Source organism: Streptomyces sp. NPDC001002 (genome assembly GCF_053599215.1).
Genome location: NZ_JBSFLV010000022.1, coordinates 30,808 through 55,258, shown reverse-complemented (window position 1 = coordinate 55,258; position 24,451 = coordinate 30,808). Strand labels below are relative to the sequence as shown.

Annotated in this window: 21 protein-coding genes; 7 read left to right on the top strand and 14 right to left on the bottom strand. The window is 71.5% G+C overall.

Annotated features, from left to right (window positions below):
- Nucleotides 1-76: 76 nt before the first annotated feature.
- Nucleotides 77-1,138 carry a MerR family transcriptional regulator gene (locus ACWDR3_RS13090; RefSeq protein ID WP_450352592.1) on the bottom strand — a complete coding sequence of 354 codons (1,062 nt, stop codon included), beginning with the start codon at nt 1,136-1,138 and terminating at the stop codon, nt 77-79.
- Between the two features lie 158 nt (nt 1,139-1,296).
- On the opposite strand from ACWDR3_RS13090, the gene ACWDR3_RS13085 reads away from it, so the two are divergent.
- Nucleotides 1,297-2,169, top strand: coding sequence for an ATP-grasp domain-containing protein (locus ACWDR3_RS13085; RefSeq protein ID WP_450352562.1), 873 nt, complete (start codon nt 1,297-1,299; stop codon nt 2,167-2,169).
- On the opposite strand, the gene ACWDR3_RS13080 is transcribed toward ACWDR3_RS13085, so the two are convergent.
- The 10 genes from ACWDR3_RS13080 to ACWDR3_RS13035 form a co-directional block, all read right to left on the bottom strand.
- Nucleotides 2,135-2,785, bottom strand: coding sequence for a hypothetical protein (locus ACWDR3_RS13080; RefSeq protein ID WP_450352561.1), 651 nt, complete (start codon nt 2,783-2,785; stop codon nt 2,135-2,137). The genes ACWDR3_RS13085 and ACWDR3_RS13080 overlap by 35 nt on opposite strands.
- Nucleotides 2,751-3,602, bottom strand: coding sequence for an FkbM family methyltransferase (locus ACWDR3_RS13075; RefSeq protein WP_450352560.1), 852 nt, complete (start codon nt 3,600-3,602; stop codon nt 2,751-2,753). The genes ACWDR3_RS13080 and ACWDR3_RS13075 overlap by 35 nt, the downstream gene beginning before the upstream one ends.
- Nucleotides 3,603-3,646: 44 nt before the next feature.
- The gene (locus ACWDR3_RS13070) at nt 3,647-3,856 is read right to left on the bottom strand and encodes a Trm112 family protein (protein WP_401727819.1); all 210 of its coding nucleotides are present in this window, start codon (nt 3,854-3,856) and stop codon (nt 3,647-3,649) included.
- Complete coding sequence (locus tag ACWDR3_RS13065; protein WP_450352591.1) at nt 3,853-4,767, bottom strand: hypothetical protein; 915 nt, start codon at nt 4,765-4,767, stop codon at nt 3,853-3,855. Before ACWDR3_RS13065 ends, ACWDR3_RS13070 begins: the two co-directional genes overlap by 4 nt.
- Nucleotides 4,768-4,792: 25 nt before the next feature.
- Complete coding sequence (locus ACWDR3_RS13060) at nt 4,793-5,527, bottom strand: class I SAM-dependent methyltransferase (protein WP_450352559.1); 735 nt, start codon at nt 5,525-5,527, stop codon at nt 4,793-4,795.
- Nucleotides 5,524-6,960 carry a condensation protein gene (locus tag ACWDR3_RS13055; RefSeq protein ID WP_450352558.1) on the bottom strand — a complete coding sequence of 479 codons (1,437 nt, stop codon included), beginning with the start codon at nt 6,958-6,960 and terminating at the stop codon, nt 5,524-5,526. Before ACWDR3_RS13055 ends, ACWDR3_RS13060 begins: the two co-directional genes overlap by 4 nt.
- Nucleotides 6,957-11,687 (bottom strand): alpha-(1->3)-arabinofuranosyltransferase domain-containing protein, encoded by a 4,731-nt coding sequence (locus tag ACWDR3_RS13050; protein WP_450352557.1) that lies wholly within the window; start codon nt 11,685-11,687, stop codon nt 6,957-6,959. The genes ACWDR3_RS13055 and ACWDR3_RS13050 overlap by 4 nt, the downstream gene beginning before the upstream one ends.
- A complete protein-coding gene (locus tag ACWDR3_RS13045; RefSeq protein ID WP_450352556.1) occupies nt 11,684-12,427 on the bottom strand; it encodes a class I SAM-dependent methyltransferase in 744 nt (247 codons plus the stop codon). Before ACWDR3_RS13045 ends, ACWDR3_RS13050 begins: the two co-directional genes overlap by 4 nt.
- A gap of 56 nt (nt 12,428-12,483) precedes the next feature.
- Nucleotides 12,484-13,653: a glycosyltransferase family 4 protein gene (locus ACWDR3_RS13040; protein ID WP_450352555.1), complete on the bottom strand. Its 1,170-nt coding sequence runs from the start codon at nt 13,651-13,653 to the stop codon at nt 12,484-12,486.
- Between the two features lie 254 nt (nt 13,654-13,907).
- Nucleotides 13,908-14,885, bottom strand: a complete 978-nt coding sequence (locus ACWDR3_RS13035; protein ID WP_450352554.1) for a DUF3068 domain-containing protein — start codon at nt 14,883-14,885, stop codon at nt 13,908-13,910.
- Nucleotides 14,886-15,048: 163 nt separating this feature from the next.
- Here ACWDR3_RS13035 and ACWDR3_RS13030 point away from each other — a divergent pair, with 163 nt between their 5' ends.
- The 3 genes from ACWDR3_RS13030 to ACWDR3_RS13020 are packed head-to-tail and all read left to right on the top strand — an operon-like array spanning nt 15,049 to nt 16,867.
- Nucleotides 15,049-15,201: a hypothetical protein gene (locus tag ACWDR3_RS13030; RefSeq protein ID WP_450352553.1), complete on the top strand. Its 153-nt coding sequence runs from the start codon at nt 15,049-15,051 to the stop codon at nt 15,199-15,201.
- Nucleotides 15,202-15,204: 3 nt separating this feature from the next.
- Complete coding sequence (locus ACWDR3_RS13025; RefSeq protein ID WP_450352552.1) at nt 15,205-16,452, top strand: PucR family transcriptional regulator; 1,248 nt, start codon at nt 15,205-15,207, stop codon at nt 16,450-16,452.
- Nucleotides 16,453-16,492: 40 nt separating this feature from the next.
- Nucleotides 16,493-16,867: a hypothetical protein gene (locus ACWDR3_RS13020; protein WP_450352551.1), complete on the top strand. Its 375-nt coding sequence runs from the start codon at nt 16,493-16,495 to the stop codon at nt 16,865-16,867.
- On the opposite strand, the gene ACWDR3_RS13015 is transcribed toward ACWDR3_RS13020, so the two are convergent.
- Together ACWDR3_RS13015 and ACWDR3_RS13010 are read right to left on the bottom strand one after the other, a co-directional pair.
- Entirely contained in the window at nt 16,864-17,919 is a 1,056-nt protein-coding gene (locus ACWDR3_RS13015) for an NAD-dependent epimerase/dehydratase family protein (protein ID WP_450352550.1), read from the bottom strand. The two genes, ACWDR3_RS13020 and ACWDR3_RS13015, sit on opposite strands and share 4 nt — an antisense overlap.
- Before the next feature lie 41 nt (nt 17,920-17,960).
- Nucleotides 17,961-20,057: a pentapeptide repeat-containing protein gene (locus ACWDR3_RS13010; protein ID WP_450352549.1), complete on the bottom strand. Its 2,097-nt coding sequence runs from the start codon at nt 20,055-20,057 to the stop codon at nt 17,961-17,963.
- A gap of 158 nt (nt 20,058-20,215) precedes the next feature.
- On the opposite strand from ACWDR3_RS13010, the gene ACWDR3_RS13005 reads away from it, so the two are divergent.
- From ACWDR3_RS13005 to ACWDR3_RS12995, 3 genes are all read left to right on the top strand, one after another.
- On the top strand, nt 20,216-20,989 hold the full coding sequence (locus tag ACWDR3_RS13005) for an IclR family transcriptional regulator (protein WP_450352548.1): 774 nt from the start codon (nt 20,216-20,218) through the stop codon (nt 20,987-20,989).
- The gene (locus tag ACWDR3_RS13000; protein ID WP_450352547.1) at nt 20,986-21,840 is read left to right on the top strand and encodes an SMP-30/gluconolactonase/LRE family protein; all 855 of its coding nucleotides are present in this window, start codon (nt 20,986-20,988) and stop codon (nt 21,838-21,840) included. The genes ACWDR3_RS13005 and ACWDR3_RS13000 overlap by 4 nt, the downstream gene beginning before the upstream one ends.
- An 87-nt stretch (nt 21,841-21,927) precedes the next feature.
- Entirely contained in the window at nt 21,928-22,674 is a 747-nt protein-coding gene (locus tag ACWDR3_RS12995) for a phosphotransferase family protein (RefSeq protein ID WP_450352546.1), read from the top strand.
- 187 nt (nt 22,675-22,861) lie between these two features.
- Here the strand turns inward: ACWDR3_RS12995 and ACWDR3_RS12990 are convergent, their stop codons facing one another.
- Nucleotides 22,862-24,445, bottom strand: a complete 1,584-nt coding sequence (locus tag ACWDR3_RS12990; RefSeq protein ID WP_450352545.1) for a pyridine nucleotide-disulfide oxidoreductase — start codon at nt 24,443-24,445, stop codon at nt 22,862-22,864.
- Nucleotides 24,446-24,451 lie beyond the last annotated feature (6 nt).

Below are 24,451 nucleotides of genomic sequence, written 5' to 3'. Positions count from 1 at the left end.
GGGGCACTCCTAAGCCGTCGGGGACGCGAGCCCCCGGCGGTCGGGGGCATCCCCAGCCGTCGGGGACACCTCGTTCCTACACCACCTCCGCCACCACACAGCTGACGTTGTCCGGACCGCCGGCCTCGTTCGCCGCGTCGACCAGGGCCCGTACCGCCGCCTCCGGGTCCGTCCGCGCGGTGAGGAGTTCGCGGATCCGGTGTTCGGGGACGACCGCGGTCAGACCGTCGGAGCACAGCAGGTAGCGGTCGCCGCGGCGGGCGTCGTGGAGTTTCAGGTCGGGCGTGCCGGTCGTCAACGCCTTGAGGAGCAGGGTGCGTTGGGGGTGGGTGCCGGCCTCCTCCGGGGTCAGCCGGCCCTCGTCGATCAGCGACTGGACGACCGAGTGGTCGTGCGTGATCCGGAAGAGCCCGCCGTCGCGCAGCAGATACGCGCGGGAGTCGCCTATGTGGACCAGGGCCAGCTTCGAGCCGGTCCAGAGGAGCGCGGTCAGGGTCGTGCCGTTCTCGTCGGGGTCGGCCACGTCACGGACCGCCTCGGTCGCGCCGCGTACCGCCTCCTCCAGGAGGTTGAGCACATCGCCCGCCGGCACCTCCTCGGTGTCAAGGAAGCGCAGCGCCTCCACGGCCGCGCCGCTCGCGGGGGCGCCCGCCGGGCCGAACCCGTCGGCGACCGCGAGCAGCCGGGTGCCCGCGTACACGGTGTCCTGGTTGGCGGGGCGGACCCGGCCGCGGTCGGAATGGGCGGAGTAACGGAGTTCCAGCATGGTGGTGTCCTTCATGGTGACGTCCTTCGCGGACTGTTCCGACAGGTGATGGACCAGGAACGCGGCGAGGTCCCGCCGTACCGCCGTCTGCGCCTCGACATCCGCCCAGTACGCGCGGATCTCCCACGCGGCGGCCGCCGGTTCGAGGGCGCACACCTCACGGATCCGCGCCAGCGGCATGCCGAGCCGGCGCAGCCACGCGACCAGCCGCGCCCGCTCCAGCTGGGCGACCGCGTAGTAGCGGTAGCCGGTGTCGGGGTCCACGCGCGCGGGTCGCAGCAGCTCCAGCTCGTCGTAGAGCCGCAGGGCCTTCGGCGACAGCCTGCTCGCCCGTGCGAAGGCCCCGATCGTCAGCATGTCCGTGCCGTTCATGCGCACCTCGACCTCTTCCGGTTCCGTCACCGATGCTGGGGCTTCACCGAAGGGGAAGGTCAAATGAGTTGCCGCGGTTGCGGGGAGCGCGGTTAGCCTGCGCGGACGCGCCCCCGCACCGGACCGTGGGCGTCCCGCAACCGGAACGGAGTGCCACCGTGCCCCGCATCGCCCTCGTCACCTTCGACCCCAGCCCCGAACCGAACCCCGACCGGGACCTCGCGGTGCTGCTGGCGGCGCTGCGCGGGGCCGGGGCCGAGGCGGAAGCCGTGTTCTGGGACGACGCCGACGCCGACTGGGCCGGCTACGACCTCGCCGTCATCCGCTCCACCTGGGACTACAGCCGGCGGGCCGCCGAGTTCCAGGCCTGGGCCGAGCGCTGCGGCAAGGCCACGCGTCTGGCGAACCCGGCCGAGGTGGTGCGCTGGAACACCGACAAGCGGTACGTCGGTGACCTCGCCGCGGCCGGCGTGCCCGTCATCCCCACCCACTACCTCGCGCCGGGCGACGCCCCCGACCTCCCGGACGACCACGAGTACGTCGTCAAGCCGACCTCCGGCGCGGGCTCCCGCTACGCCGCCCGGTACGCGCCCGAGGACCGCGAGCGGGCGCTACGGCACCTCGCGCGCATGCACGAGGAGGGACTGACGGCGATGGTGCAGCCGTACATGCGGGGCATCGACGCGGCCGGCGAGCGGGCCCTGCTGTTCATCGGCGGCACGCTGCTGCACGCCAGCCGCAAGCGGGCCGTGCTGGCCCCGGGCACCGCCTACGACGACGCGCGGACCGCCCACCCGGGCCTGGAGCCGTGGACCGCGACCCCGGCCGAGCGCGCGGTCGCCGAGCGCGCCCTGGCCGCCGTACCGCAGTCGCCCGAGTTGCTGTACGCGCGCGTGGATCTCGTCGACGGGGACGACGGGGAGCCGGTGGTGATGGAGCTGGAGCTGGTCGAGCCGAACTTCTTCCTGTTCCTGCACCCGGACTCGGTGCCGGTGGTCAGGGACGCGATCCTGGCGGCGGCCCGTCACTGACCGCGGTCCGCTGCAGCAGCCCCCAGGTGAATTCCGCTACGACGTTCCGCCGCACCCCCTGCCCGTCCGGCGCCGCGAACGCCAGCCCCCAGCGGGTCGGTGCGCTGCCCTCCATGGGGACGGCGGGGGCGAAGGCGCGGGCGGCCTCGTCGACCGTGCAGGACCAGGGGGTGAGGTCGTCGAGGGTGCGCAAGGGCGGGGGCTCGGCGCCGGGGGCGCGGATCAGCCACTCGTTCCAGACCGCGCCGTTCGGGGCGAGCAGCACCTCGAAACGGAGGTCGGGCCAGAGGGGGACCGGCCAGAGCAGGGCCTCGCAGTCCAGGTCGCCGATCCTGCGCTGGATCGTCGACTCCGGGGCGCCCAGGATCGAGCGGTAGCGGGAGGCGGCTCCACGCGCGCGTGGAGAGCGGGCCATCGCCTGCCACCGCTTGTTGGCCTCGCGCATGTCGGCGAGCGAGGCGCCGAGCTCACGGCGGGCGTCCTCCACCCGGTCCGGGTTGTGGTCGGCCATGCGGCGCAGCAGGACCAGCTGGAAGTCGAGCGGGGTGAAGGGGCGGAAGGAGCCGGACGGTCCGGCGGAACTACCGGGGCGCTTTGCGGAGGACATGCTCCCCATCGTCGCCCATCGCCACCGCGCCCGGACGGCGGCCGTCGGGCAGGAACAGGACCGAGTTGACGTACCGCGGATGGCGCCGGAAGGGCAGGACGCGGCCCAGCAGCCCCTGGGCGACGACGTGCGCGGCCTCCTTCTGGTGCGCCTCCAGCGGGAAGGACGAGAGCGGGACCCAGGTGTCGCCGGGCAGCACCCAGCCCTCGTAGCGCAGCAGCGAGAGATAGGTGACGACCGGCCCGATCGGCTGGATCCGGGACTCCAGCTCGACGAAGAGGGCCGGTCGGTCGCGGGAGAGCAGACCGGTCGCGCCGCGCAGCACCGCCAGCTCGCTGCCGTCCACGTCGACCTTGATGAACCCGACGTCCCGCAGCCCGAGTTGGTCCAGGGTGACGCAGCTGACGTGCAGGGCGTGCGCGTGGATGTCGCGGCGGACCAGGGACGACACACCCCGGTCGCCGGAGTCGAGGGCCGGGAACCACAGCCGGGCCGTGCCGGACCGGTCCGCGGCGGCGGCCTGGACGACCCGGACGTTCGCCGGCACCCAGGCGGTCAGCAGCCGCGCCAGATGCGGCACCGGCTCGACGGTCACCACCCTGCGCGCCCGCCGCGACAGCCGCCGTGTCCACGGGCCGTACCAGCCGCCGACGTCCACCGCGGTCCCGCAGCCGGCCGGACACAGCTCCGCGAGCCGGGCCAACTCCGGTTCGAAGCGCGGATATACGGCCCGTGCGGCCGCCGCGACCAGCCGGGTGGGCAGCAGCCAGGCGAGGCGGGCGGCGAGGGTGGGGGTGGGCACGGGAGCGGCGGCGGGCGCGCGCACGGGACTCTCCGGTTCATGACTCACTGGGCCCTCCGATTCAGGTCTCACGGGACCATCCGTTTCACCAGGGCCTCGTGCTCGTCGTCCGACACCTGCTCGCCGGAGGAGGGCAGCAGCTGCGGGATGCCGTCGACGATCGGGTAACGGCGGTGCAGGCGCGGGTTGTAGAGGATCTCGCCGTCGGCGACGAGATGCAGCGGGCCCTTGTCGAGCGGGCACGCCAGGATCCGCAGCAGTGGGTCGTCGGGGTTCATGGTGGCGTCAACTCCTTGGCACCGATGGGGGGTTGGGGTGCGGGATCGTGCCTGGGCATGGCCAGCAGCACGGACACGGCCAGGGCGGTGCCGCCGATCCGCAGGGAGAGCCGTACCGGGTCGTGCGGCAGCGCCTCGCCGAACGAGAGCGTGCCGAGCACCGCCGTGTACAGACAGGTCACTGTCGTGCACACCGGCACGATCAGCGAGGCCCGGCAGCGCTGCAGCGCCGCCTGCGACATGATCAGGCCGAACACGCCGGTGCACAGCAGGAGATACGGGTACGGGGAGCGCAGCAGATCAACGACCGCACCGCCCAGGCCACTTGTCGTCAGATAACTCGACACCCCCTTGATCGCCAGCGAGCTGACTCCATACAACAGGCCCACCGCCACGCCGTACTCCACACCCGTGGTCGGCGCGCGGTGCCGGTGCCTGGCCCGGCGCTCGGCGGCCCCGTACAGCCACACGCCCCCGGCCAGGGACGGCACGCACACCAGCAGGATCAGTGGATACGGCGCACTGCGGCTGACGGTGTCCGCACCGGCGCCTGCCTCCTTCAGGGAGAGCACGACCATGAGCAGCGCGGCCAGGATCGCGCCCAGCGCGTACCGCTCGCGGCCGGTCGTCTCCTCGCCGAGCAGCCGCGCGGACAGCAGCACCAGCAGCACCAGGCCGGAGACGAAGATGCCCTGCGCGGCGGCGATCGGCAGCGTCCGGTAGACGACGAGCTGCGCGCCGAAACCGGCGGCCAGCGTGAGCGAGCCGCCGATCCACAGCGGGCTGCCGATCACCAGCCGCAGCAGCCGCGCGGGTTGACGGATCGTCACCTCGGGCAGGCTCGACAACGCCCGCTTCTCCAGGACGAATCCGAGGCTGTAGAGAAGGTTCGCCAGCAGGGCCGCGGCCACTCCCACCCACATGGGCCACGCCCCCTTACGTCTTGCGTGCGTGCAGCAGGAGGATCGAGGCGAGGGACGGTCTGGCACAGGCGAGCCGGTCGAGCGGGCGCAGCGCACGCGGTACGCCGTGGAAGGGCGCGCCCCGCACCTCCACGACCGTGAAGCCGGACGCGGCCACGAACTCCCTGAGCGCACGGGCGGTGTAGAGCCGCAGATGCCCGACGACCTCCGACCCCGGCCGCCCGTGGATGGCCCGCAGACTCACCTCGGAGAACACCGGCTGCACTCCGGCCAGCAGCAGACCGCGGTTGTACCAGGCGGCCAAGTTCGGTGTGGACAGCATCAGATGACCCCCGGGGCGCAGTACGCGGCGGATCTCGTCGAGGGCCGCGTCCGGGTCGACGAGATGCTCGACGACCTCGCTGAACACCACGGCGTCCGCGGCTCCGGCCCCGAACGGCAGCCCGCCGCCGGTGAGTTCACCGCGCACGGCGTCCGGCAGCCGGGTGCGGGCCCGCCGCAGCGCGTCCTGCGACCAGTCCACGCCGATCAGCCGGTGCCCGGCGAGCAGCGGGGCTGCGGTGGCCGCGGCGGTGCCGTCGCCGCAGCCGATGTCGAGGACGGTGCACGGCCTGTGGCCCGCCGGGCCGAGCGCGGCGGCCAGCATGCGGGCCTGGCGCAGACTGCGCGAGGTGCCGGAGGCGACGGGCACGGACGGGTTCTCGTAGAAGTCCCGGAGCTCGCGCGGGAGCGCGGCGGTGGTGGTCATGTGCCCTTCTCCGTCCCTGTCTCCGGCTGTGTCCCTGTCTCCGTCGTGTGCAGGTAGTGCTCGAACAGGTCCCGGACATGGGCGCCGTCCCCGTGCCCGAGCAGCGCGCGGGACCAGCGCAGGGCGAGGTGCAGCCGGCCCGCCGTGGAGGCGGTGGTCACGGTGAGGCCGCGCGGCATCCGGGCCGGGGCCGAGAACCACACCGCGTGCGCCCGTCCCGCCTCCTCGCCGAAGTCCAACGCGTACGGGATACGGCCGATGTTGCTGAGCAGCGTCGTCGAGGTCCAGCTCGCGGCGGCCCGCCGTAGTCCTCGGGTGGCGGCCGCGCGCCAGGCCACAGGCGTGATGGGTGCGGTCAACAAGGCCGCGCCGTGGCCGAGTTGAGGGCGCGGTTGGGCTTTCAGGGCGCGGGTTCGGGCTGCTGTGCGGCGCAGCAGCTCCGGCATGTCGGCGGAGTTTCCTTGACGGCCGTGTGCGTCCAACTCCTCGACGGAGAAAGGGACTTCGACGAGTCGGGTGCCATTGCCGATGGGCATGGTGGCGTCCCGGGGCCGGTCGTCCACCGGCATGGTGATGCGCAACGGGCGGGGCGTGGCGCCGTGTTCCCTGTTCCAGTGGGTGATCGTCAGGGCTGTGGTGACCATGAGCTGGTCGTTCACGGTGTAGGGGGAGCCCTTGGGGCGGTGCGGGAGCGGGAGTTCGGTGACGAGCAGGCCGTTGCCGGGGGAGGGCTCCGGGGTGCCGGGGGCGACCCGGGCGGGTGGGGACCAGTTGGAGGGGGTGTCGGCGGGCGGTTGCGGTGGCTCGGGTGGGCGGACGGGGGGTGCGGCGGGGGAGTTGTCCCGGCCGCCGTACAACTCCGCTGCCGTGGCGAGGACTCGGAGGCAGGCGGGTCCGTCGAGGGCGGTGTGGTTGATGGTGAGGAAGAGAACCGTGCCTTTGGCTCCGCCGGTTCGCGGGGTGCGGGTCTGCCGCTGTGCCGCCGGGTGCCCGACCGCGTCCGTCGCCTCGCTGCCCTCGGCCCGCCCCGCGTCCGCCACCACCTCCAGCCGGACCGGCGGCGACAGCGACAGCGACGGAGCCGAGGTCAGCGCACGCGTCCTGGCGTCCCGCAACGCGTTCGGTCCCGCCGGCGGAAAGCTCACCACCTCCACGTCCGGCTCCGCCGTCAACTCCCATTCGTAGCGCCGCCGGTACCAGGGACCGGGCGCCTCACGCATGAGGACCCGAGGATGCCGACTCAACGCCTCCAGGAAGGCCGCGGTCAGCCGGTCCCGGTCGAGCGGCCCCGGCAGATGCACCTCGATGTGCACCGTCTCCGGCTCCTCCTCCTGCACACAGTGCCGGGAGACTTCGTCGACGAGCGGGAAGGGGATGCGGGCGGACGGCCGCGCGGGGCCGCCGGCGCGGGCGGGGTGTTCGAGTGCGGTCATGTGGATTCGCCCCTTCCCCTACGGTCCTCCGGCGCGGGGTCGGTCGGTACGGGGTCGGTCGGTGCGGCGGAGGAGTCGTCGGTCCGCCGCGGGTCGGGGGTGGCTGCGGCGTCCGCGGTGTGTCCGGTCGCTTTCGGTGCTCCGGGCTCCTCGGGCGGAGTGGGCCGGAGTACGGGCTTGCCGAGCGGGATCCGTGCGGTCGGCGGGTTGGGGTCGGGGCCACCGGGACCGCGCGCGGAGATGGGCGGCCCGGCGTCGGGGCGGGGGACGGAGGCGGGACGGGGTACCGGGGCGGGTGTCGGGGGCCCACCCTCGGCCGGCCGCTCGCTCCCGGTCGCCGGTTCCCCCTCGATCGTCGGCTCGCTCCCGGTCGTCGGTTCACCCTCGGCCGCCGTCCTGCTCCCGGTCGCCGTCCCCCTCCGGCCTGCCGTTCCGCTCCTGGTCGGCGGCCCGCTCTCGCCCGGGTGCCGTTGCGGCAGCGGCTGCGCCGGGGGTGCCTCGAAGCCGGGCGGCGGCCCGCTCGCGGGAGTTGGCGGCAGCACCGCCGTATCACCGGACCTGGACCCGGACCCGAACCCGTAGGGACGGCCCCGCTCAGGGTCACCCGCGTAGCCGCCGTACGGCTCCCGCACACTCACCAGACCCGCGAACAACCCGATCAACGCCAGCAGTTGAGCCGCGTGACCGAACGCCCCCTCGCCCGCGCCCACCGGCTCCCCGGCCCCCGTGGCGGCGGCGATGCCCGCTCCCGCCAGGGCCGCGAAGGCGATCGGTACGAGGAACTGGTGGCGTCGGTACGCCAGGAGCGCCAGCGCCGGGACCAGCAGGGCGAACCAGCCGGCTATCACGATGCCGACCAGCGTGAGCGCCACGGTGCCGAGCCACAACCCGGGGTGCGGCGGGACCGGTTGGGGCTCGTCGGGGTTCGGGACGCGGCGGCGCCAGACGACCAGGCCGATGAGGGCCGCGATCCCGACCGCACCGCCGATCAGCCCGCCCTCGTACGTCGTCGCGGGCTCGTACGACAGCTTCACCGCACCGCCCGCCCCGGCCGGGACCCGCCAGCCCTGCTGCCACCCGTCGAGCCGGACCGGGGTCAGCTCCTTGCCGCCGAGCGTGGCCTTCCAGCCGTCGTTGAAGTTCTCGTACGTCGTCAGATAGGTGGCCGCGCCCGAGCCGACCGCCACCTCGCGGCGGTCGCCCAGCCAGTCCCGGATCGTCAACTCCCGTGCCTCGGCCGTGGGTTCGGTTACCGTCCCGCGGGTGAGGGTCACGTCGGTCAGGGCGAGGGGACCGCTGTCGCCGCCCTCGACGCGATGCGAGCCCGAGGGCAGCTCCAACTCGGCGTCCGCGCGCCCTTCCTGGCACAGCGTCACCTCGACCTGCCGGCGCTCGGTCAGGTCCCGCACGGTGCCCTTCACACTCGTCTGGTACAGCTCGCCGTCCACCGACACCACCGGACCCTGACCGCACGGCAGCTCGAACGTCCGCGTGGGGCTGGGCTGTTTGGTGCGGTACTGGTCGAGGGCCGGGATGTACGCCTCGGTCAGGCCCACCGGCAGTTTCAAGTCCTCGTCGGCGACCGGGTTGTGGAGGGTCAGCGGGGCGGTCTGGGTGATCGTGATGTCGAGCCGGTCCGTGGTGATCGGGTCGAAGCGGGCCACGCCGTTCTCGTCGACGCCGGCGATCGTCGCGCCGTCCGGGGAGCTGATGTCGACCTGCGTGGCCCGGGTGGACAGCCCGCCGGCGGGCGCCAGCACGACTTCCCCGACCGCCTGCTTGCCGCTCCAACTCAGGTGGATCGTCGGCCGGTCGCCCGCGACCCACGCCGTCGTCAGGTCGCCGTCGGTGAGGTTGCGCGCCGACAGGCCCGCGCCGAGGTCCGCCGTGGAGTCGGCGGTGGCGACGATCCGGTTCTGCTGATCGGGCGCGACCTGGTACAGCAGCTTGTCGAGCGCCTCGCCGCTCACCGGCACCGCGCCCGCTTTCACCTCGTACGTGCCGGCCGAGTTCGTCGAGAAGGTCCGGTGCAGGCCGGCCTCCGTGCCGGTGGCGGAGAGGCCGGTCGGGTCGGGCGTGCGGTGCAGGGAGATCAGCGAGGCGGCCGCGTCGGAGCTGTCCGCGTCGGTCGGCAGCCGCAGCAGCCGGGTCACCTGGACGTCCGGCAGGGCGATCTCGGAGAACCCGGCGCCGGTGAGTCCGGTGTGCCGCGCCACGGAGCCGACGATCGTCAGCTTCATCCAACTCGTCTCGCCCGTGGGCGCCTTGATGGTCTGCGTGGTGCCGTTCGGCTTGAGGAAGCTGGTCCTCGACCCCTTCTCCGTCTCCACCCGCACCTTCGTGGCCGCCGAGCGCACGCTCTCCTGCGGCAACGGCGTGACCTTGAAGGAGGACGGCATGTCGTAGGAGTCGGTGAAACCGATCCGCAGCCACTGCCCGTCCGCCGAACCGGGCGCGCCCTCGGCCCACGCGGTGTCCGGGTTGCCGTCGAAGGCGTTCACCGGGTCGTACTGCGGCAGCGAGAAAAGCCAGTTGCCGTAGGAGGACGCCGACACCGAGCGTGCGCCGCGCAGTTGGGCCACGGTCTGGTGGTCGAGGCCCTTGGTCGGCAGGATCTGGTGCGGTTTCCCGCCCGCGTCCTGCACGGCGTCCGGCGGGTTCCGCTCCGAACTCGTGTACGTGTACGAGGTGTTGGCGCTGACCAGGCCGAAGCGGGTGTCCGCGCGGCGCAGTCCGTCACCGGTCACCTGAAGCGCGGGGGTGCCGAGACCGGGGTGGTTGTCGCCGGTCAGGACCGTGGCTCGGCCGCGGAGGTCGGACGCCAGTGGCAGCAGGGACTCGGGGCCACCGGACACGACGGCGGTGTCGGCGACCGGGAGGAGGTGCGCCTGCCCGGGCCTGGGCACGTCCTGGTCGGCGGGTTCGTAGATCTCCACCGCGCGTTGCCGTGAGTACAGCCCCTCCACCTGGAGCGGGGAGTCGTGGGCGATGGTCCCGCCCGTCATGACCGGCCCGAACCCGGTCACCCGCCGGTACCCGGACTGTTCCAGGGTGCGTTTGACGGTGGTGGTCGGTACGGAGCCGACCTGGTTCTGGTCGAGGTCGTTGCGGACGACGACGTAGAAGACACCGGCACGGCTCAAGTAGTCAGCCAGGCCAGGGACTTCACTGCCGGAAGTCAGCGCGTTCTCGACGGCGTCCATCGCGCGCCGGTTGCCCGGAGTGCCGAAGGGGACGTAATCGCGCTGTGCCCAGCGGGACTCGGCGAGCACGTCGAGGGGCTGGTCGATGGGTGAGCCCCAGGTGTAGAGGCCGTGCGCGGTGGCGGGGACGACGAGGGCGCGGGAGTCGGGGGAGTACTTCTTCAGCCAGTCGGCCGTGGTGGACCAGTACTTGGGCAGCTCCTGGAAGGAACCCGGGCTGAGGATCGACCCGTTGAGATACGGCCACATCAGCCCCGGCAGGATCAGCACGGCCGCGATCAGCGGCGCGAACCGGCGCCCGCGCACCGGCCGGGCACCGCGTGGCTCGGCGGCCACCCCGACCAGATGGGCGATCCCGAGCACCAACGCCAGGGCGAGCCCCGTCTGGAACTTGTAGATGTTGCGGAACGGTACGAGCCACCCGTTCAGCCAGTCCTGCACCACCCCGTGGAAGGGCGCGCCGAACGCACCGCCGTACCCGGCGAGCAGCAGCAGCGAGACCGTCATGACGGTCAGCACGAGCCACCGCCGCTCGGGCATGTCCCGTCTGGCGAGTCCGGCGAGCCCGAGCCCGGCCGCGAGCGCCGAGCAGACGATCACGACGACCGAGGACGCCACGACCCACCCGGCGGGCAGCCACGCTTCCCCGAAGTGCAGATACGCGACCCAGTCACCGGCCCCGCGCAGCGCCTCCGTCGCCGACATGGTGGCCGTCGTGGTCTGCGAAGTCTCCACGTACGGAAGGAAGTTCTCGCCGTAGACACCGAGCATGAGCAGCGGGATCCACCACCAGGCGGTCGCCACGATCACCCCCGGCACCCACCACGCGATCAGCTTGCGCTGCCGTGGTCCCGGCGGCCGGGACAGCAGATACAGCCCGACCGGAAGCAACGAGGCCAGCGTGGAAGCGCCGTTGACCCCGCCCATGAACGGCACGATCAACGCCGAACGCAGGGCGGCGATCCGGGCGGTGTACCGCTCGTCGGTCAACGGCAGCAGCACCCAGGGCAGAAAGGCACCGGGCAGCGCGGCGGCCGACGTGGAACCGACCACGATCGTGAACACGGGCCACAGCGCGTACGCCACCGCCGCGAGCAGCCGCGACCCGTCGGTCCCGATCCGCAGCCGCTCGGCCAGCCGCAGCGCACCCCAGAAGGCGACGGACACGATCAACGACAGCCACAGCCGCTCCGCCAGCCACACCGGCAGCTGCACGGCATGCGCCAGCCAGTAGAACGGCAGCATCGGCCACAGATACCCGGCGTACTGGTCCTGGATCCCGCCGAACGACCCCTGGTCATGCCAGAGTTGCCCGAGATCGGAGAAGAACGCGCCCGGATCGACCGTCACACCCAGCTTGGTGTCGAAGGTCTGCCGCCCCGGATGCACCACCAGGAACAGCACGAACGCCACGGCCCAGAACCCGACCAGCAAGCGGCGCGACCGCGGCCCCTCCGGCGGACCCGAAGTGGCCCTCGCGGTGGGGACGGTTGCCGGAGGAGGAGCCTGGACCGTGGTCGTCATGGGGGACACCGCCGGAGTATGAGGAGGAGGTTCCAGGTGGCCAACTCCCTTATGCCGGGCGCCTTCACGACGGTCTCGGCGAGGAACGGCCAGTAGCGGGAACGCGCCGAGACGACCGTGACGTCGTCACGCGCGCGCACCTGCCGCAGGGTGGCGCCGATGTGCACGGCGAACAGGTTCTCGCCGAGGGTGTGCTTGGCCGGCTTTCCGGTCCGCCGCCGGTAGCGTGCGCGGGCCCGCTCGGCACCGAAGTAGTGCCACGGCGCCCACTCGTGACCGCCCCACGGGGACAGCCAGTTGGTGAACGACACATAGATCAGCCCACCGGGCCGCGTCACCCGAGCCAACTCACTCAGAAACGTCTGCGGATCGGCGACGTGCTCCAACACGTTGGAGGAGAAGGTGACATCGGCGACTCCGTCGGACAACGGCAACAGGTAGCCGTCGGCGATGACGGAGGAGTCTGGAGGCTTCTCGCCCAACTCGCTGATGTCGGGCTCGAAGAGATACGCGTGCGCTCCGCGTCTCCGGAACTCCGAGGTGAAGTACCCACTGCCACCACCGACATCGACAACGGTCTTTCCGGCGAGGGATCCACCGTAGGCCTCGACCTGATCGGCAGCGTCACGGGCGAGGAGCGAGTAACAGGCTTCGGGATCGTCCTGCTCATGCAGAAAGGCCCGAAAGAGAGCGAGGGACCGCCGAACGGAAGGGTCCTTGAAATCCGGGCTGTGCTGCATGCCCCTTGAGGGGCGCGGGGAACTGCGCGACCAGCCACGACGCACCCCAGGCCGCATCACGACCCCCAGCCCGCCACCGCCTCGGCGGCAACGGCTCGAAACTGTCTCACCGTACGGTCCCACCGAAAACGAGCAGCCCGCTCCCGAGCAACCTTCCCCATCAACTCCCGCCGCTCGCCCGAGAGGGCAAGCGTGCACCAGGCGGCTGCAAAAGACGACTCCCCGTGCGCGAGCACACCGGTCTCCCCGTCCACCACAGAATCCCGCAGCCCAGGTACATCAAAAGCGATGGTCGGCGTCTCCCGGGTGGCGGCCTCCGTGACGACCAGCCCCCACCCCTCCACGGCGGACGGATGCAACAACAACCAAGCCGCGCACAACAGCCGATGCTTCTCTTCCTCGGACACATGCCCGGCGAACTCCACACCAGGACCGGCGAGTTGCTCAAGCCGCTCTCTCTCGGGCCCGTCCCCGACGATGACCAGCCGCCCGCCGGTGACGGGCCGCACCCGTTCCCACAGCCGCAGCAGCAGATCGATCCGCTTGTACTCGACCAATCGCCCCACGGCCACGAACAACGGCTCGGCCGACCGATCGCCAAGAGGCCCCGGTTCCTCAACTCCGTTGTGCACGACTCTGATCCGGTCCCGATCCACGCCGATCGCGCGGAGCGCATGCGCGGTGGAGGGCGACACCGCGACCAGCAGACCCCTCCCCGAACCGGCGGAGCCACTCGCGCCGGTCAACGCCCACTGCTCAAGTCTTCGCCCGAGCCGCGCGGCCGGCGTCAACGGCCCGCCGAACCGCATCGCCCACAGGTCGGAGTGGACGTGGTTGACCAGGCACAGCGTGGGCCCGCGGTGCCAGACCGGCGCGAAGTACGGCATGCCGTTGCAGACTTCGACCAGCAGGTCGCAGTCGCCGATCTGGCGGGCGAAGGCGGAGCGGGCGCGCAAATAGTGGTCGAACGAACCGCCCGCCGACACGACGCGGTAGTCCCGGAAGGCCGCGGGTCCGCCGCACAGCAGCGTCACCTGATGGCCGAGTCCGGTCAGTCCGTCGGCGAGCCGGTCGACCAGCAGCTCGGAGCCGCCGGCCGCCGGGTTGTCCAGATCCCGGTGGGCGAGGAAAACGATTCGGCGCGGTTGTGGGGGAGGCGCCGAAGGGTGCTGCGGCGCCGCCCGGGGTGGCACGGCACGCAGCGAGGAAGGCACGTGCTGGGGCATGTGTGCTCCAACTCGTCTCAGGGTGCGGAACTCAGTGGCGAGGTCCTCGCGGCCTCGCGGCGACCTGAACCGCCGCGCTGCCGCGCCGACTTCGTGGCTACTTCTGTGCTGTGGCTGTGGGGGAACTGAGCCCTTCTCAGGAGGGGGGTGTGGACGGGTTGTGCTGGGGTGGGGTTGGACAGTTTTCGCCCCGCCGTTCGCCACGGCTACTCACCGAGATGACAATTTCGGGCTTTATTAGAACTGACGTCATGTCACATCGTGAGCCCAGTCCCGGACGAATCAGGCGATTGGGGGCGCCTTCGCCCGCGTACCACCAAAACGCCCCCTACTGCGGCCAGGACGAATCCGGCCACAGCGGCTCCTATCGGCAACGTCTGCCCCACCATGCGCAGTTGGCCGCTCTCCTTTTTGGCCAACTTCACCTGGGATTTCTGCGTGGCGGTCGTGAAGACCAGTTTCTCGGCGTCCAGGAGGAGCACCGCGTCGTACGAGTGCCCCGGCGCGCGCAGAGTACGTCGGGGGCCGACCTGGGCGTAGATCACGCGGCCGGTGCGCTGGTCGACGACGAGGCGGACGCCGTGGTTGGAGTACCACTCCTCGGCCAGCACCTGGGGCTGGTTGGGCTGGTCGACGAGGCTGCCCGGCACCAGCCGGGTGCCGATCTTCGTCGGCGGGACCGTGCCGGTGAAGGCGAGGCCGGTGTAGCCCTGGACCTTCTGCTTGCCGGCGTAGTGCAGCGTGATCACGTCGCCGAGCGAGTTGTCCCACCACTGGTAGGAGCGTTTGTGCACGTCGAAGGGGAACTTGAGGTAGGCGTCGCCCTCGAAGTACGGATTCTCCTCGCAGCAGTGCACCGGCTTGTTGGTCTTGCGGTCGGTGACCCAGCGGTTGAGGAAGAACTCCAGCGCGTCGTGCGGATCGGCGGCCGGCAGCGACTTGTCCGTGTCGACGGTCGTCGTCACGTCCCAGACCGCGTCGCCGCTCTTCTCGCTGTCCTCGACGTTGCCGCGGACCTGCTGGGTGACGGTGATGCGCTTGTCGGTGACGGTCTTCAGCTCGTCGGTGTCGAAGTAGGCACCGGTGCCCTGGTAGACGGCGGTGGTGTCGATGTCGATCGGGTTCACGGCGGCCCGCGGCTGTACGTACCACGCCAGCATCGGCGCCAGGACCAGCAGAAACACGCCGAGACCGAGCAGTATCAAGGAGGTTGGTGAGGCTGTACGGCGCATCCGGGCACTCCAGGGGGGAGGGATGACGGAGTCGGGCCGTTCCATGGGCCCGGGACCGTAGGCGCCTCTTGACGGGGTGTCAATGCTTGTCGACACTGGGCCGACGGGCAGGGGTGGGACAGCGGGGTGGGGACGACCTCCCGACAGAGAGGCTGACCCTGCGATGTCCAGACTGCTCGCCGCCGCACTCACCGTCGTGGCCGCCGCCCTTCTCGCGGTGGGCGCCGCGCTCGGTATCGTCGCGCTGCTCGACGCGACCCCGGACCAGCCGAACACGCCGTTGATCACGTACGAGCAAGCCGGACAGGGGAGTTGACGGGTGACGCCGGCCCGATCACCCGCCACCGCCACGCTCTCGGCCTGGCACGACGTGCCTCGCCTCCAGGTCCGCGAGTTCGCCGCGCTGGCCATGGCGGAGGCGCCCGCGCTGGCCGAGGAGATCCTGCGCGAGATCCGCCGCGAGTACCCCCATCTCCCGGTCGTCCTGGACGAGTCGGGCGAGCCGATGGCCATGGTCGGTATCCGCCGTGCCATCGAGGTCTTCGTCCAGCACCTGGAGACCTCCGAGGGCCGCCCGACCGTACCGCCGGGCGTCTTCCAGGAGTTCGGCCGCGGCGAGGGCCTGCACGGCCGCTCCCTGGACTCCCTCCAGGCGATCTACCGCATGGGCGTACGGCTGGCCTGGCGCCGTTTCGCGGAGATCGGCCAGCGCGTGGAGATCCCGCCGCCGGCGATGTACGAACTCGTCGATGCGGGCTACGAGTACCTGGACGGCCTGGTCGACCAGTCGGTACGCGGCTACGCGGAGGCGGCGGCACGGCAGGCCGGCGAACGCCTGCGCCTCCAACGCCGCCTGATGGAACTGCTGTTGGCCGAACACCACCGAGGCGGCGACCCGGCGGAGGCACTCACCGAACGGGCCGCACGGGTCGGCTGGCCACTGCCGAGAAAGGTCGCGGTGGGCGTACTGCTGCGCCCGGCCCGCGAAGCCGTGGCCCCGGCGGTCGGCGAGGGCGTCCTCCTCGACATGGAGTACGAGCAGCCCCGCATGGTCGTCCCCGAACCGGACGCCGCCGGCCGCCCCGAACTCCTCCACCGCGCCCTCACCGGCTGGTCGGGCGCGATAGGCCCACCGGTCCCCCTCGCCGACGCGGCGAAGTCACTGCACTGGGCGGAGGCGGCGGTACGCCTGGTGGAACGGGGCCTGCTCCCGGCCGGAGACGTCCTGCACTGCACCGAGCACACCGAGGCGCTGATCCTCCTCCAACCGGAGGAACTGATAGACGACTTGGCCCTACGCTGCCTGGCCCCCTTGGCCCACAGCGGCCCAACCCACGGCCGCCGCCTCGCGGAAACGCTATTGGCCTGGCTGGAAACAAGAGGCGGAGCCCCAGAGGTCGCGACCCGCCTGGGCGTCCACCCCCAAACGGTCCGCTACCGCCTCCGCCAGATCCGCGAACTCTGGGGCGACGAGATAGACGACCCGGACCGCCGCTTCGAACTCGAACTGGTGCTGCGCGCACAGAGGTTGAGGGGAACGCTGGGGGAGGCGAGGAGGGGGCCGTAGCGGGTGGCGTCGGTGAAGGAACCGACGGCACCCTTGTCGCGTGGACTCACCCGACTCACCCAATCCCCTCCTGGTCGCCCCGGCACTCCTGTGGACCGCGGTCGCCGGGGTCTCCCTAATCGCGTCGATCGCGCTCTCCGTCCGGGCCAGGCGTCGAGGGACGGCCTCCGACGCCTGGAACCCGATCGATCCAGACTTCCCGTTGGTCGCCCTGGGCGCGGTCGCCGGATACGCGATCGCCGCCGTCATCGGCGGCCACCTTTCTTCCGGGACCGCCATGTTCAGCGTCCTGTGGCCCGCCATGGCCGGATCGGCGCTCACCTACGCGGCCGGAAGACGCAACCGTTCCTGCCCCCGCTGGGTCGGCGCGGCCTTCGCCGCCGTGGGTGCCGCACTGTACGGTTCCCTGCCTTAGCGGGTCTGTTGCCGCCAGGCCTCGTAATGGTCGAGCACCGTCTCCTCGATGGGCCGATATCTGATCCCCAACTCCCGTACCCCACGCCCGTTGTCGACCTCGAAGCGTATGCCGAGGTGTTTGCGGATGTAGTCCTGGGTCAGGCCGAAGGCGGGGCCGAGGATGCGGACGGGCCAGTGGGGGAGGCGGGTTCGGGGGAGGCGCAGGTTTCTCGGGTAGCGGGCGCGGAGGGCCCGGGCCATGTCGTGGAAGGAGGACATTCGCTCGGCGGCGATGACATACCGGCCGTGCGCGTCCTCGTTCTCCGCGGCGGCGATGTGGGCGTCGGCGACATCGCGGACGTCGACCGTGGTGAAGCTGAAGTCGGGGGCACCGTAGAAGAAGTAGCCCTTGAAGAGCTCGTCGAGGAGGAAGAGGCTGCCGGAGTCGGAGGCGGGGGTGAGGGACGGTCCGAGGACGAGTCCCAGGTTGACGGAGACGAGCCGCCACCGTGTCTGGCCCTCCGCGGCCTCCCAAGCGGCCTGCTCGGCAACGGTCTTGGCGTAGTGGTACGGGTTGTTCTCCACGGTGCTGGTGGTGTTGAAGTACTTCTCGCTGAGCACACCCCCGTCCATTTCCAACACGTCGATGTAGTCCCCGAAGACGGCCCCCACGGTGGAGGTGAACACCACCCTCCGCACGCTGGGCGTCCGCTCCACGCTCCCCAGCACGTTCCGCGTCCCGACGAGCGCGGGCTCGACCACGTCCCGCTGCCCGTCCTTGATCTTCTCCGGCATGAGGAAGGGCGAGGCCACATGGAACACGACCCCGCACCCTTCCATCGCCGCGTCGAAGTCCCCGTCGACGAGCAAGTCGGCCTCGAAGAGGTCGAGTTGGTCCGGATGCTGCTTCTGCATCGTGCGGAGGGGAGCCACCTTCGCGGCATTCCCCGTACTCCGCACGGTGGCCCGCACCCGGTACCCGCGCTCAAGCAGTCGCGCGACCAGATGACTCCCGACGAACCCGCTGCCACCGGTCACCAGGACGGGTTCCCCACCCGAGCCCTCGCTCATGCCGCTCCCTCGCGCGTAGATCTCGTCCGGTCGAGGGGACGTTATCGCTTGACGCGTCCACGCAGGGCAAGGACGGCGAGACCGAGCAGGAACGGCTCCGTCAGCCGGGCGCCCATCTCTATGTACGCGCCGGCCGTGGTCAGGTCCTGGCCGGATGAGCGGAAGACCACGGAGTTCACCACGACTCGCAGGCTCCGGTCGAACCGGTTCCCGGGGTCGTAGGTCGACGGGGTCCCGGGACCATGGGCCGATGTGGCCCCGCCGCTCTGCGTCGGGGTTCCCCAGAGCGTCATCGCCAGGACCGTGCCGGCCATGGCGAGCAGCAGCCAGCCCACGGCGCGGCTCGCGCGCAGCCCGTATCCGGACAGGGCCCAGTACGCCGTGAGCAGGCCGCGTTCGGCGCGAGGCGTCTCCTCCGCGTGGCGCCGCATCTCCATCTCGCCGTAGTAGAAGTCGGCGGCGCCCGGCTCGTTCTTGCTGTCCTCGAACGACTTGCGCAGGGCCCTGTACACGGCTGCCAGCGCCATCGGCCGACTCTTGCCGACGGCGGATTCGTCCCTGGTCCAGCCGTCGGCCGCGCCGGGCCGGCATGCGCGCCAGCGGTGCTCCTCGACCAGGGTGCGGCGCGGTGTGAACCGTACGGGGAGCCAGCGCTGCCAGTGAGTTCCCGCGGGGACCTCGGCGAAGGAGCAGATGCCCTCCAGTTTCAGCTGGTCGAGGTGGACGATCCCGGTGAAGGGGCAGCGGGACAGATCGACATCGGCGAGTACCAGGTGGGCCGCGTCCACGCCGTGCAGCGAGACGACTCGTACCGGAGGATCACCGGGTCCGGGCACGGCGGAGACGCTGAGGGGTTGCTCGAAGACCGCGTTGGTGAAGTCGAGCGTGGTACGGCGCAGCCTCAGGGCGGTCATCGAGGTCCAGCGGGTCCGTCGGCAGACCAGATGGCGGGCGGTGATGGCGAGCGTCACGGGCGCCTTGAACACCGCCCTCGTCAGCACCATGTCGCCCTCGCAGGTCAGCGGGCCGAGATGGGACGTCCGCGTGAACGTCGCCGAGGAGAAGTCCGCGTCTCCGGACAGGGTTGTGGACTCGAACCCGGTACCGCCCTCGAACACGGCTGAAGCGAACGTGACTTGTTCGGCGAAGCGCGCCGAGCCGAATCGGGCGTCCGAACGGAATGCCGCCGAGCCGAACGAGACGATCTGCCGAAAGACCGACGACTCGAACCAGGCGGAACCCACGAAGTTCGTGGCGTGAAATCCGGCCTCGCCTGTGAATTCCGCCGAGTTGAACTCGGTGTACATCTCGAAGGTCGCCGAATCGAAGGTGACGGCGCTTAGGAATTTGGTGGATTCGAACCGCGCGTCGCCTTTGAAAGTGGCTGAGCAGAACGTGACCGAACTGCTGAAGTTGGCCCAGCTGAACTCGGCCTTGTCCCTGAACTCCGCAGAGGCGAACCCGGCCGGTCCGCCGAACAGTGTCCGCGAGCCGCCGAACCCGGCCGGACCGATGAACACCGCGGACTCGAACCAGCCGGAGCGGGTGAAACTCGCCGACCGGAAATCGGCGTTGGCCTCGAACCGTGCCGAACCGAACCGGGCGTCACCTTCGAAGAAGGTCGACTCGAAACCCGCATGTTGTCCGAAGGTCACCGTGCCGAAACCGGCGACGCCTTTGAACCGAGCGGCGTCGAATATGGCATTGCCCTCGAAACACGCCAGGCCGAAATCGGCATAACCTTCGAAGGTCGCCCGCGCGAATCCGGCCGTGGACAGCCGGGGCCGACCCGTCTCAGGGTCCCGCACGGCGTTCAGCAACCGTCCCAGCAGCGCGGCGTCGAACGTGGTGCCCGGATGGTCGACGCGACTCCCGGGGGCCAAAGAGGCGAAGTAGGCCTCGCTCTGCGCATCGGACAGATGAGCAAGACACTCGGTGTGCGGAGCGACCGCGCGGCCGATGCAGCCGGACCCGTCCGGTCCGGCCGCACCCCGGTCGCAGCGCTGCCAGGACGGCGGCTCGGGTGCGAAGGCCATACCCGGGTAGACGCACGGTCCCCCTGAGCAGTTTCCGAGGAGGCCCTGGGTCTCCGCGTGATCCCGACCGTCCACCGCACGACATGATGTGACGTGTCGCACATGGGAGACAGTAGTACTCACCTGGCCCGCGAGGTGGTGCCCGCAGGACCATTGCCCGGGCAAACGCACTATGGCTAGCCTGTCCCCGTTCGTCATTCCGATCGTCTGTTGAAATCTCGAACGCAGACGCTACAGACAACCAAGGGAGGGGGCCGGTCGTGGGACGCCTCGTACCTGCCGTGACTCGGGCGCTCGACATTCTTGAGCTCTTCCTCGACGGGGACGGGACGCTCTCCGCCCCCGACATAGTGCGCAAGCTGCAGCTGCCGCGCACCACCGTGCACGAGCTGGTGACCACGCTCGCCGCCCGTTCGTACATCGTGCAGGTGCCCGGGCAGCCGGGACGCTACCGGCTCGGGGTACGGCCCTACCAGCTCGGCAGCAGGTACGCCGAGCAGCTGGACCTCGCCGCCGAGGGGCAGCAGGTGGCCCGGTCCGTCGCCGAGACCTGTGACGAGACCGTGCACGTGGCCATCCTCGAAGGCACCGACGTCATCTACATCGCCAAGGTGGACTCCACCCACGCGGTCCGCATGGTCTCCGCCGCCGGCCGCCGGCTGCCCGCCCACTGCACGTCCGTCGGCAAGATGCTGCTGGCCTCCCTCCCGCAGCCCGAGCTCGACTCGCGCATCCCGGACGACGCCGACCTCGTCGCGATGACGCCCAACAGCATCACCGAGCCGACCGCCCTGCGCGAGGCCCTCGCGGAGATCCGGCAGCGTGGCATCGCCGTGGAGAGCCGCGAGTCCAACCCGGACGTCAGCTGCGTCGCCGCGCCGGTGCGCGACCGCACGGGGCAGGTCGTCGCCGCGCTCTCCATCTCCGTACCGATGATCCGCTGGAGCGACGAGCGCCGGGTCGAGCTGGAGCAGCTCGCCGCCAAGGGTGCCGTGGAGCTCTCGGAGCGGCTCGGGCACCGGAGCGTCGGATGACGAAGTACGACTACGAGGTGGCCGTGCTCGCCGAGGCCGCCCTCGGCGAAGGCCCGACCTGGGACGCCGATGCCGCTCGCCTCCTCTGGGTCGACATCCTCGGCAGCCGGGTCCACACCTACGACCCCGCCACCGGTCACCGCACCGTCCGCACCACCGAACAGCACGTCGGCGCCGCGAAGCCGCGCGCGGGCGGCGGGTTGGTGTTGAATCTGCGGGACGGGGTCGGGCTCGTCGACCCCGACGGTTCCTTCCGGTGGCTGCACCGCGAAGCCGTTCCCGGCCGCCGTGCCAACGACGCCGCCGTCGCCCCCGACGGCTCCCTCTGGGCCGGCACCATGCGCTACGACGAGGCCCCCGGCGGCGGCACCCTCTCCCGCGTCACCGGCGACGGCACCGTCGAACCCGTCCTCGACGACGTGGCCGTAAGCAACGGCACCGGCTGGAGCCCCGACGGGCGCCTCATGTACTACATCGACTCCCCGACCCGCCGTATCGACGTCTTCGATTACGAGGGTGAAGCGCGGGTCGGCAACCGGCGCCCCCTCGCCGTGATCGAGGACGGCGCCGGGTTCCCCGACGGGCTCACCGTCGACGCGGACGGGTGCGTGTGGGTGGCCCTCTGGGACGGCGGCGCCGTACGCCGCTACACGCCCGCCGGCGCGCTGGACCGCGTCGTCGAGCTGCCCGTACCCCGACCCACCGCCTGTGCCTTCGGCGGTACGGACCTCACCGACCTGTACATCACCACCGCTCGTACGGGGCTCACCGCGCCCCTCCCGGCCGCCGGCTCGCTGCTGGTGGTACCGGGCGCGGGGAAGGGGCTGGCGCAACCGGCGTTCGCGGGCTGAGCCGACCAAGGGCTGTCCAACCGACCGCGTAACCGCAGGTGACAAACCCGGCGACGTCGGCGATCACCCCCGGGATACTGGTCGCCCATGGATGAGGTCAAAGTCGTCGTCGCCCACTCCGAGCGCGCGACTCTGCGCGTCGGTGACGTGTTCCTGAAGGTGGACTCCGACCAGGCGCGCATCGACGTCGAGGTCGAGGCGATCTCACTCGCGCCGATCCCGACCCCGCGGGTCCTGTGGCACAAGCCGCACGTACTCGCGCTCGCCGCGCTCCCGGGGACGACGGTCGGGACCCTCGGCGGGCCGTCGACCGGATCGCCGACGGCGTGGGCCGCGGCGGGCGCCGCCATCCGGAAGTTGCACGACGCACCGCTGCCGACCCGGACCGGCGGGGCCGGGCGGAGCATCGCCGCGCTCACGGCGGAACTCGACGCCGAGTGCGAGGCGCTCGTGAGCAACGGCGTCCTGCCCGCCGACCTGGTCGCCCGCAACCGCCAGGTCGCCGAGGCCGCGCTGCGGCCGTGGACACCGGCGTTCACCCACGGCGACCTGCAGATCGCGCACGTCTTCGTCGAGGACGACGAGGTCACCGGCGTCATCGACTGGTCCGAGGCGGGCCGGGGCGATGCCCTGTACGACCTCGCCACCTTCACGCTCGGACACGAGGACCACCTCGACGACGTGCTCGCCGGCTACGGCGCCGACGTCGACCTCGACGTGATCCGCGCGTGGTGGTCGGTGCGCAGCCTGCTGGTGGTCCGCTGGCTGAGCGAGCACGGCTTCGACCCGTTCGCACCGGGCTGCGAGGTCGACGTACTGAGGTCGAGAATGTGAGGCTCCGTCAGAATGACTGCCGCGTACGGGCTTTGAGGAACGGCCGCCGCATACGGGCTTTGAGGAGCGGCCGCCGTGTCCACGCCCTGAAGACCGGCCGCCGCGTCCACACCCTGAAGACCCGCCGCCGTGCCCACGCCCTGAAGACCCGCCGCCGCGTACGCCCTCCGACGGGCCGCCCGCCCGCCTAGCCGTCCCGTCCCGTCCGGTCCAGCGACCGCAGGATCTTCCGCTCGGACTCCGTCAGCGGCGGCTCCGTCGGCGTCGGCAGCAGCGGGCCGTTGAGGGTGGCGAGGAGGGTCCGGGGGCGCAGAACCCGGGCCGGGCCCGTGGTCAGGCTGGACAGGTCCCACAAGGCGGACGCCGCATGGTAGGAACCGGTGGCCGATCGGGTCAGACGACGGGAGTACGCCGCGACCAGCCGGTCGGCGGTGCCGGGCTGCGCGCCCCGCGTGCCCGGGAACCAGACGTCCTGGCCGACCGCGACCGCCCAGGCCGCGTCGACGGACCGTGCCACCGCGCGCTGCACCCGACGGGACAGGCCCGGCGCGGCCGGCCCGCCGCGGGCCAACTCCCGTGCGAAGGACTGGACTCCGAGCGCGGCCACCGACATGCCCTGTCCGTAGGCCGGGTTGAACGTGGCGAGGGCGTCGCCGAGCACGACGAGACCCTCGGGCCAGTCGCGCACCTTCTCCAGGTAGTGCCGCACGTTGGCGGTGCCGCGGCCGACGTGGATGTCGGTGAGCGGCTCGGCGCCGGAGATCAGCCGGCCCACGATGGGGTCGGGCAACTCCAGGGCGCTGCGCAGGAACGCGTCGGGGTCGGCCGGGGGTTCGCCGCCGCGGGATCCGGCGAGGCTGACCATCCAGCGGTCGCCCTCGATGGGCATCACCATCCCGCTGCGGCCCGGCCGGCCGGCGTACGGGTCGGCCTGCACGATGGTCAGCGGGAAGCCCTCGGCGCCGGCCGGAGTGCGGTAGATCCGGGTGGCGTTGACGAGCCCGGCGTCGACGGTCTTCTTCCGGACCTCCGAAATCCCCAGCGCGGCAAGCCACTTGAGGATCCGCGAGCCACGCCCGCTCGCGTCCACGACGAGATCGGCGTCGAGGTCGACATCGTTCAGGACATCGTTCAGGCCACCAACCTCGCGTTCACGCTCGCCGTCATTCTCGACATCCCGCCCGGCAGCTCGCTCGATGTCCCGCTCGATGTCCCGCTCGACGTCCCGCTCCGCACTCCGTCCGGTGTCGTCCCCTTCCGCGTCAAGTCCCCTGCCCCTGACGGCAGTCGACACCCGCACGCCCCGCACTCGGCCCGCGTCGCCCAGCAGCTCCACGGCCTGCGCCCGCCGGATCTCCACCCGGGCCCGCCCGACCTCCTCGCCGCCCAGGCCCAGCACGGCGTCCCGTACCACCCAGTCCACCAGCGCCCGGCTGCAACTGATCATCCGGGGCCCCTCGTGCCGCCACCGCCGCAGCCAGCCCTCGGGGGTGCGGGCGAGCATGCCCGAGCTGAAGGAGACCTCGTGGGCGCCCTTGTCCAGCAGCCGCCGGCGTATGTCCATGCCCGGCAGGAGGTCGTCCATCGCGGCCAGGCCGCCGGCCATGAGGAGGTGGGCGTGGCGGCCCTGCGGCAGGCCCCTGCGGTGTTCAGGACCGGCGGGCAGCTCGTCGCGTTCGAGGACGATCACCTCGTCCACGGCGGTGGACAGGGCCGCCGCGGCCAGCATGCCGCCCAGGCCGGCACCGATGACGACAGCTCTACTCGGCATGGGGCT

Excerpts from the sequence above, each read along its gene's own strand:
- ACWDR3_RS13090 (WP_450352592.1), bottom strand. The coding sequence starts at position 1,138 with ATGAACGGCACGGACATGCTGACGATCGGGGCCTTCGCACGGGCGAGC.
- ACWDR3_RS13000 (WP_450352547.1), top strand. The coding sequence starts at position 20,986 with ATGACGAAGTACGACTACGAGGTGGCCGTGCTCGCCGAGGCCGCCCTC.
- ACWDR3_RS13035 (WP_450352554.1), bottom strand. The coding sequence starts at position 14,885 with ATGCGCCGTACAGCCTCACCAACCTCCTTGATACTGCTCGGTCTCGGC.
- ACWDR3_RS13045 (WP_450352556.1), bottom strand. The coding sequence starts at position 12,427 with ATGCAGCACAGCCCGGATTTCAAGGACCCTTCCGTTCGGCGGTCCCTC.
- ACWDR3_RS13055 (WP_450352558.1), bottom strand. The coding sequence starts at position 6,960 with ATGACCGCACTCGAACACCCCGCCCGCGCCGGCGGCCCCGCGCGGCCG.
- ACWDR3_RS12995 (WP_450352546.1), top strand. The coding sequence starts at position 21,928 with ATGGATGAGGTCAAAGTCGTCGTCGCCCACTCCGAGCGCGCGACTCTG.
- ACWDR3_RS13015 (WP_450352550.1), bottom strand. The coding sequence starts at position 17,919 with ATGAGCGAGGGCTCGGGTGGGGAACCCGTCCTGGTGACCGGTGGCAGC.
- ACWDR3_RS12990 (WP_450352545.1), bottom strand. The coding sequence starts at position 24,445 with ATGCCGAGTAGAGCTGTCGTCATCGGTGCCGGCCTGGGCGGCATGCTG.
- ACWDR3_RS13080 (WP_450352561.1), bottom strand. The coding sequence starts at position 2,785 with ATGGGGAGCATGTCCTCCGCAAAGCGCCCCGGTAGTTCCGCCGGACCG.
- ACWDR3_RS13040 (WP_450352555.1), bottom strand. The coding sequence starts at position 13,653 with ATGCCCCAGCACGTGCCTTCCTCGCTGCGTGCCGTGCCACCCCGGGCG.
- ACWDR3_RS13050 (WP_450352557.1), bottom strand. The coding sequence starts at position 11,687 with ATGACGACCACGGTCCAGGCTCCTCCTCCGGCAACCGTCCCCACCGCG.
- ACWDR3_RS13060 (WP_450352559.1), bottom strand. The coding sequence starts at position 5,527 with ATGACCACCACCGCCGCGCTCCCGCGCGAGCTCCGGGACTTCTACGAG.
- ACWDR3_RS13070 (WP_401727819.1), bottom strand. The coding sequence starts at position 3,856 with ATGAACCCCGACGACCCACTGCTGCGGATCCTGGCGTGCCCGCTCGAC.
- ACWDR3_RS13030 (WP_450352553.1), top strand. The coding sequence starts at position 15,049 with ATGTCCAGACTGCTCGCCGCCGCACTCACCGTCGTGGCCGCCGCCCTT.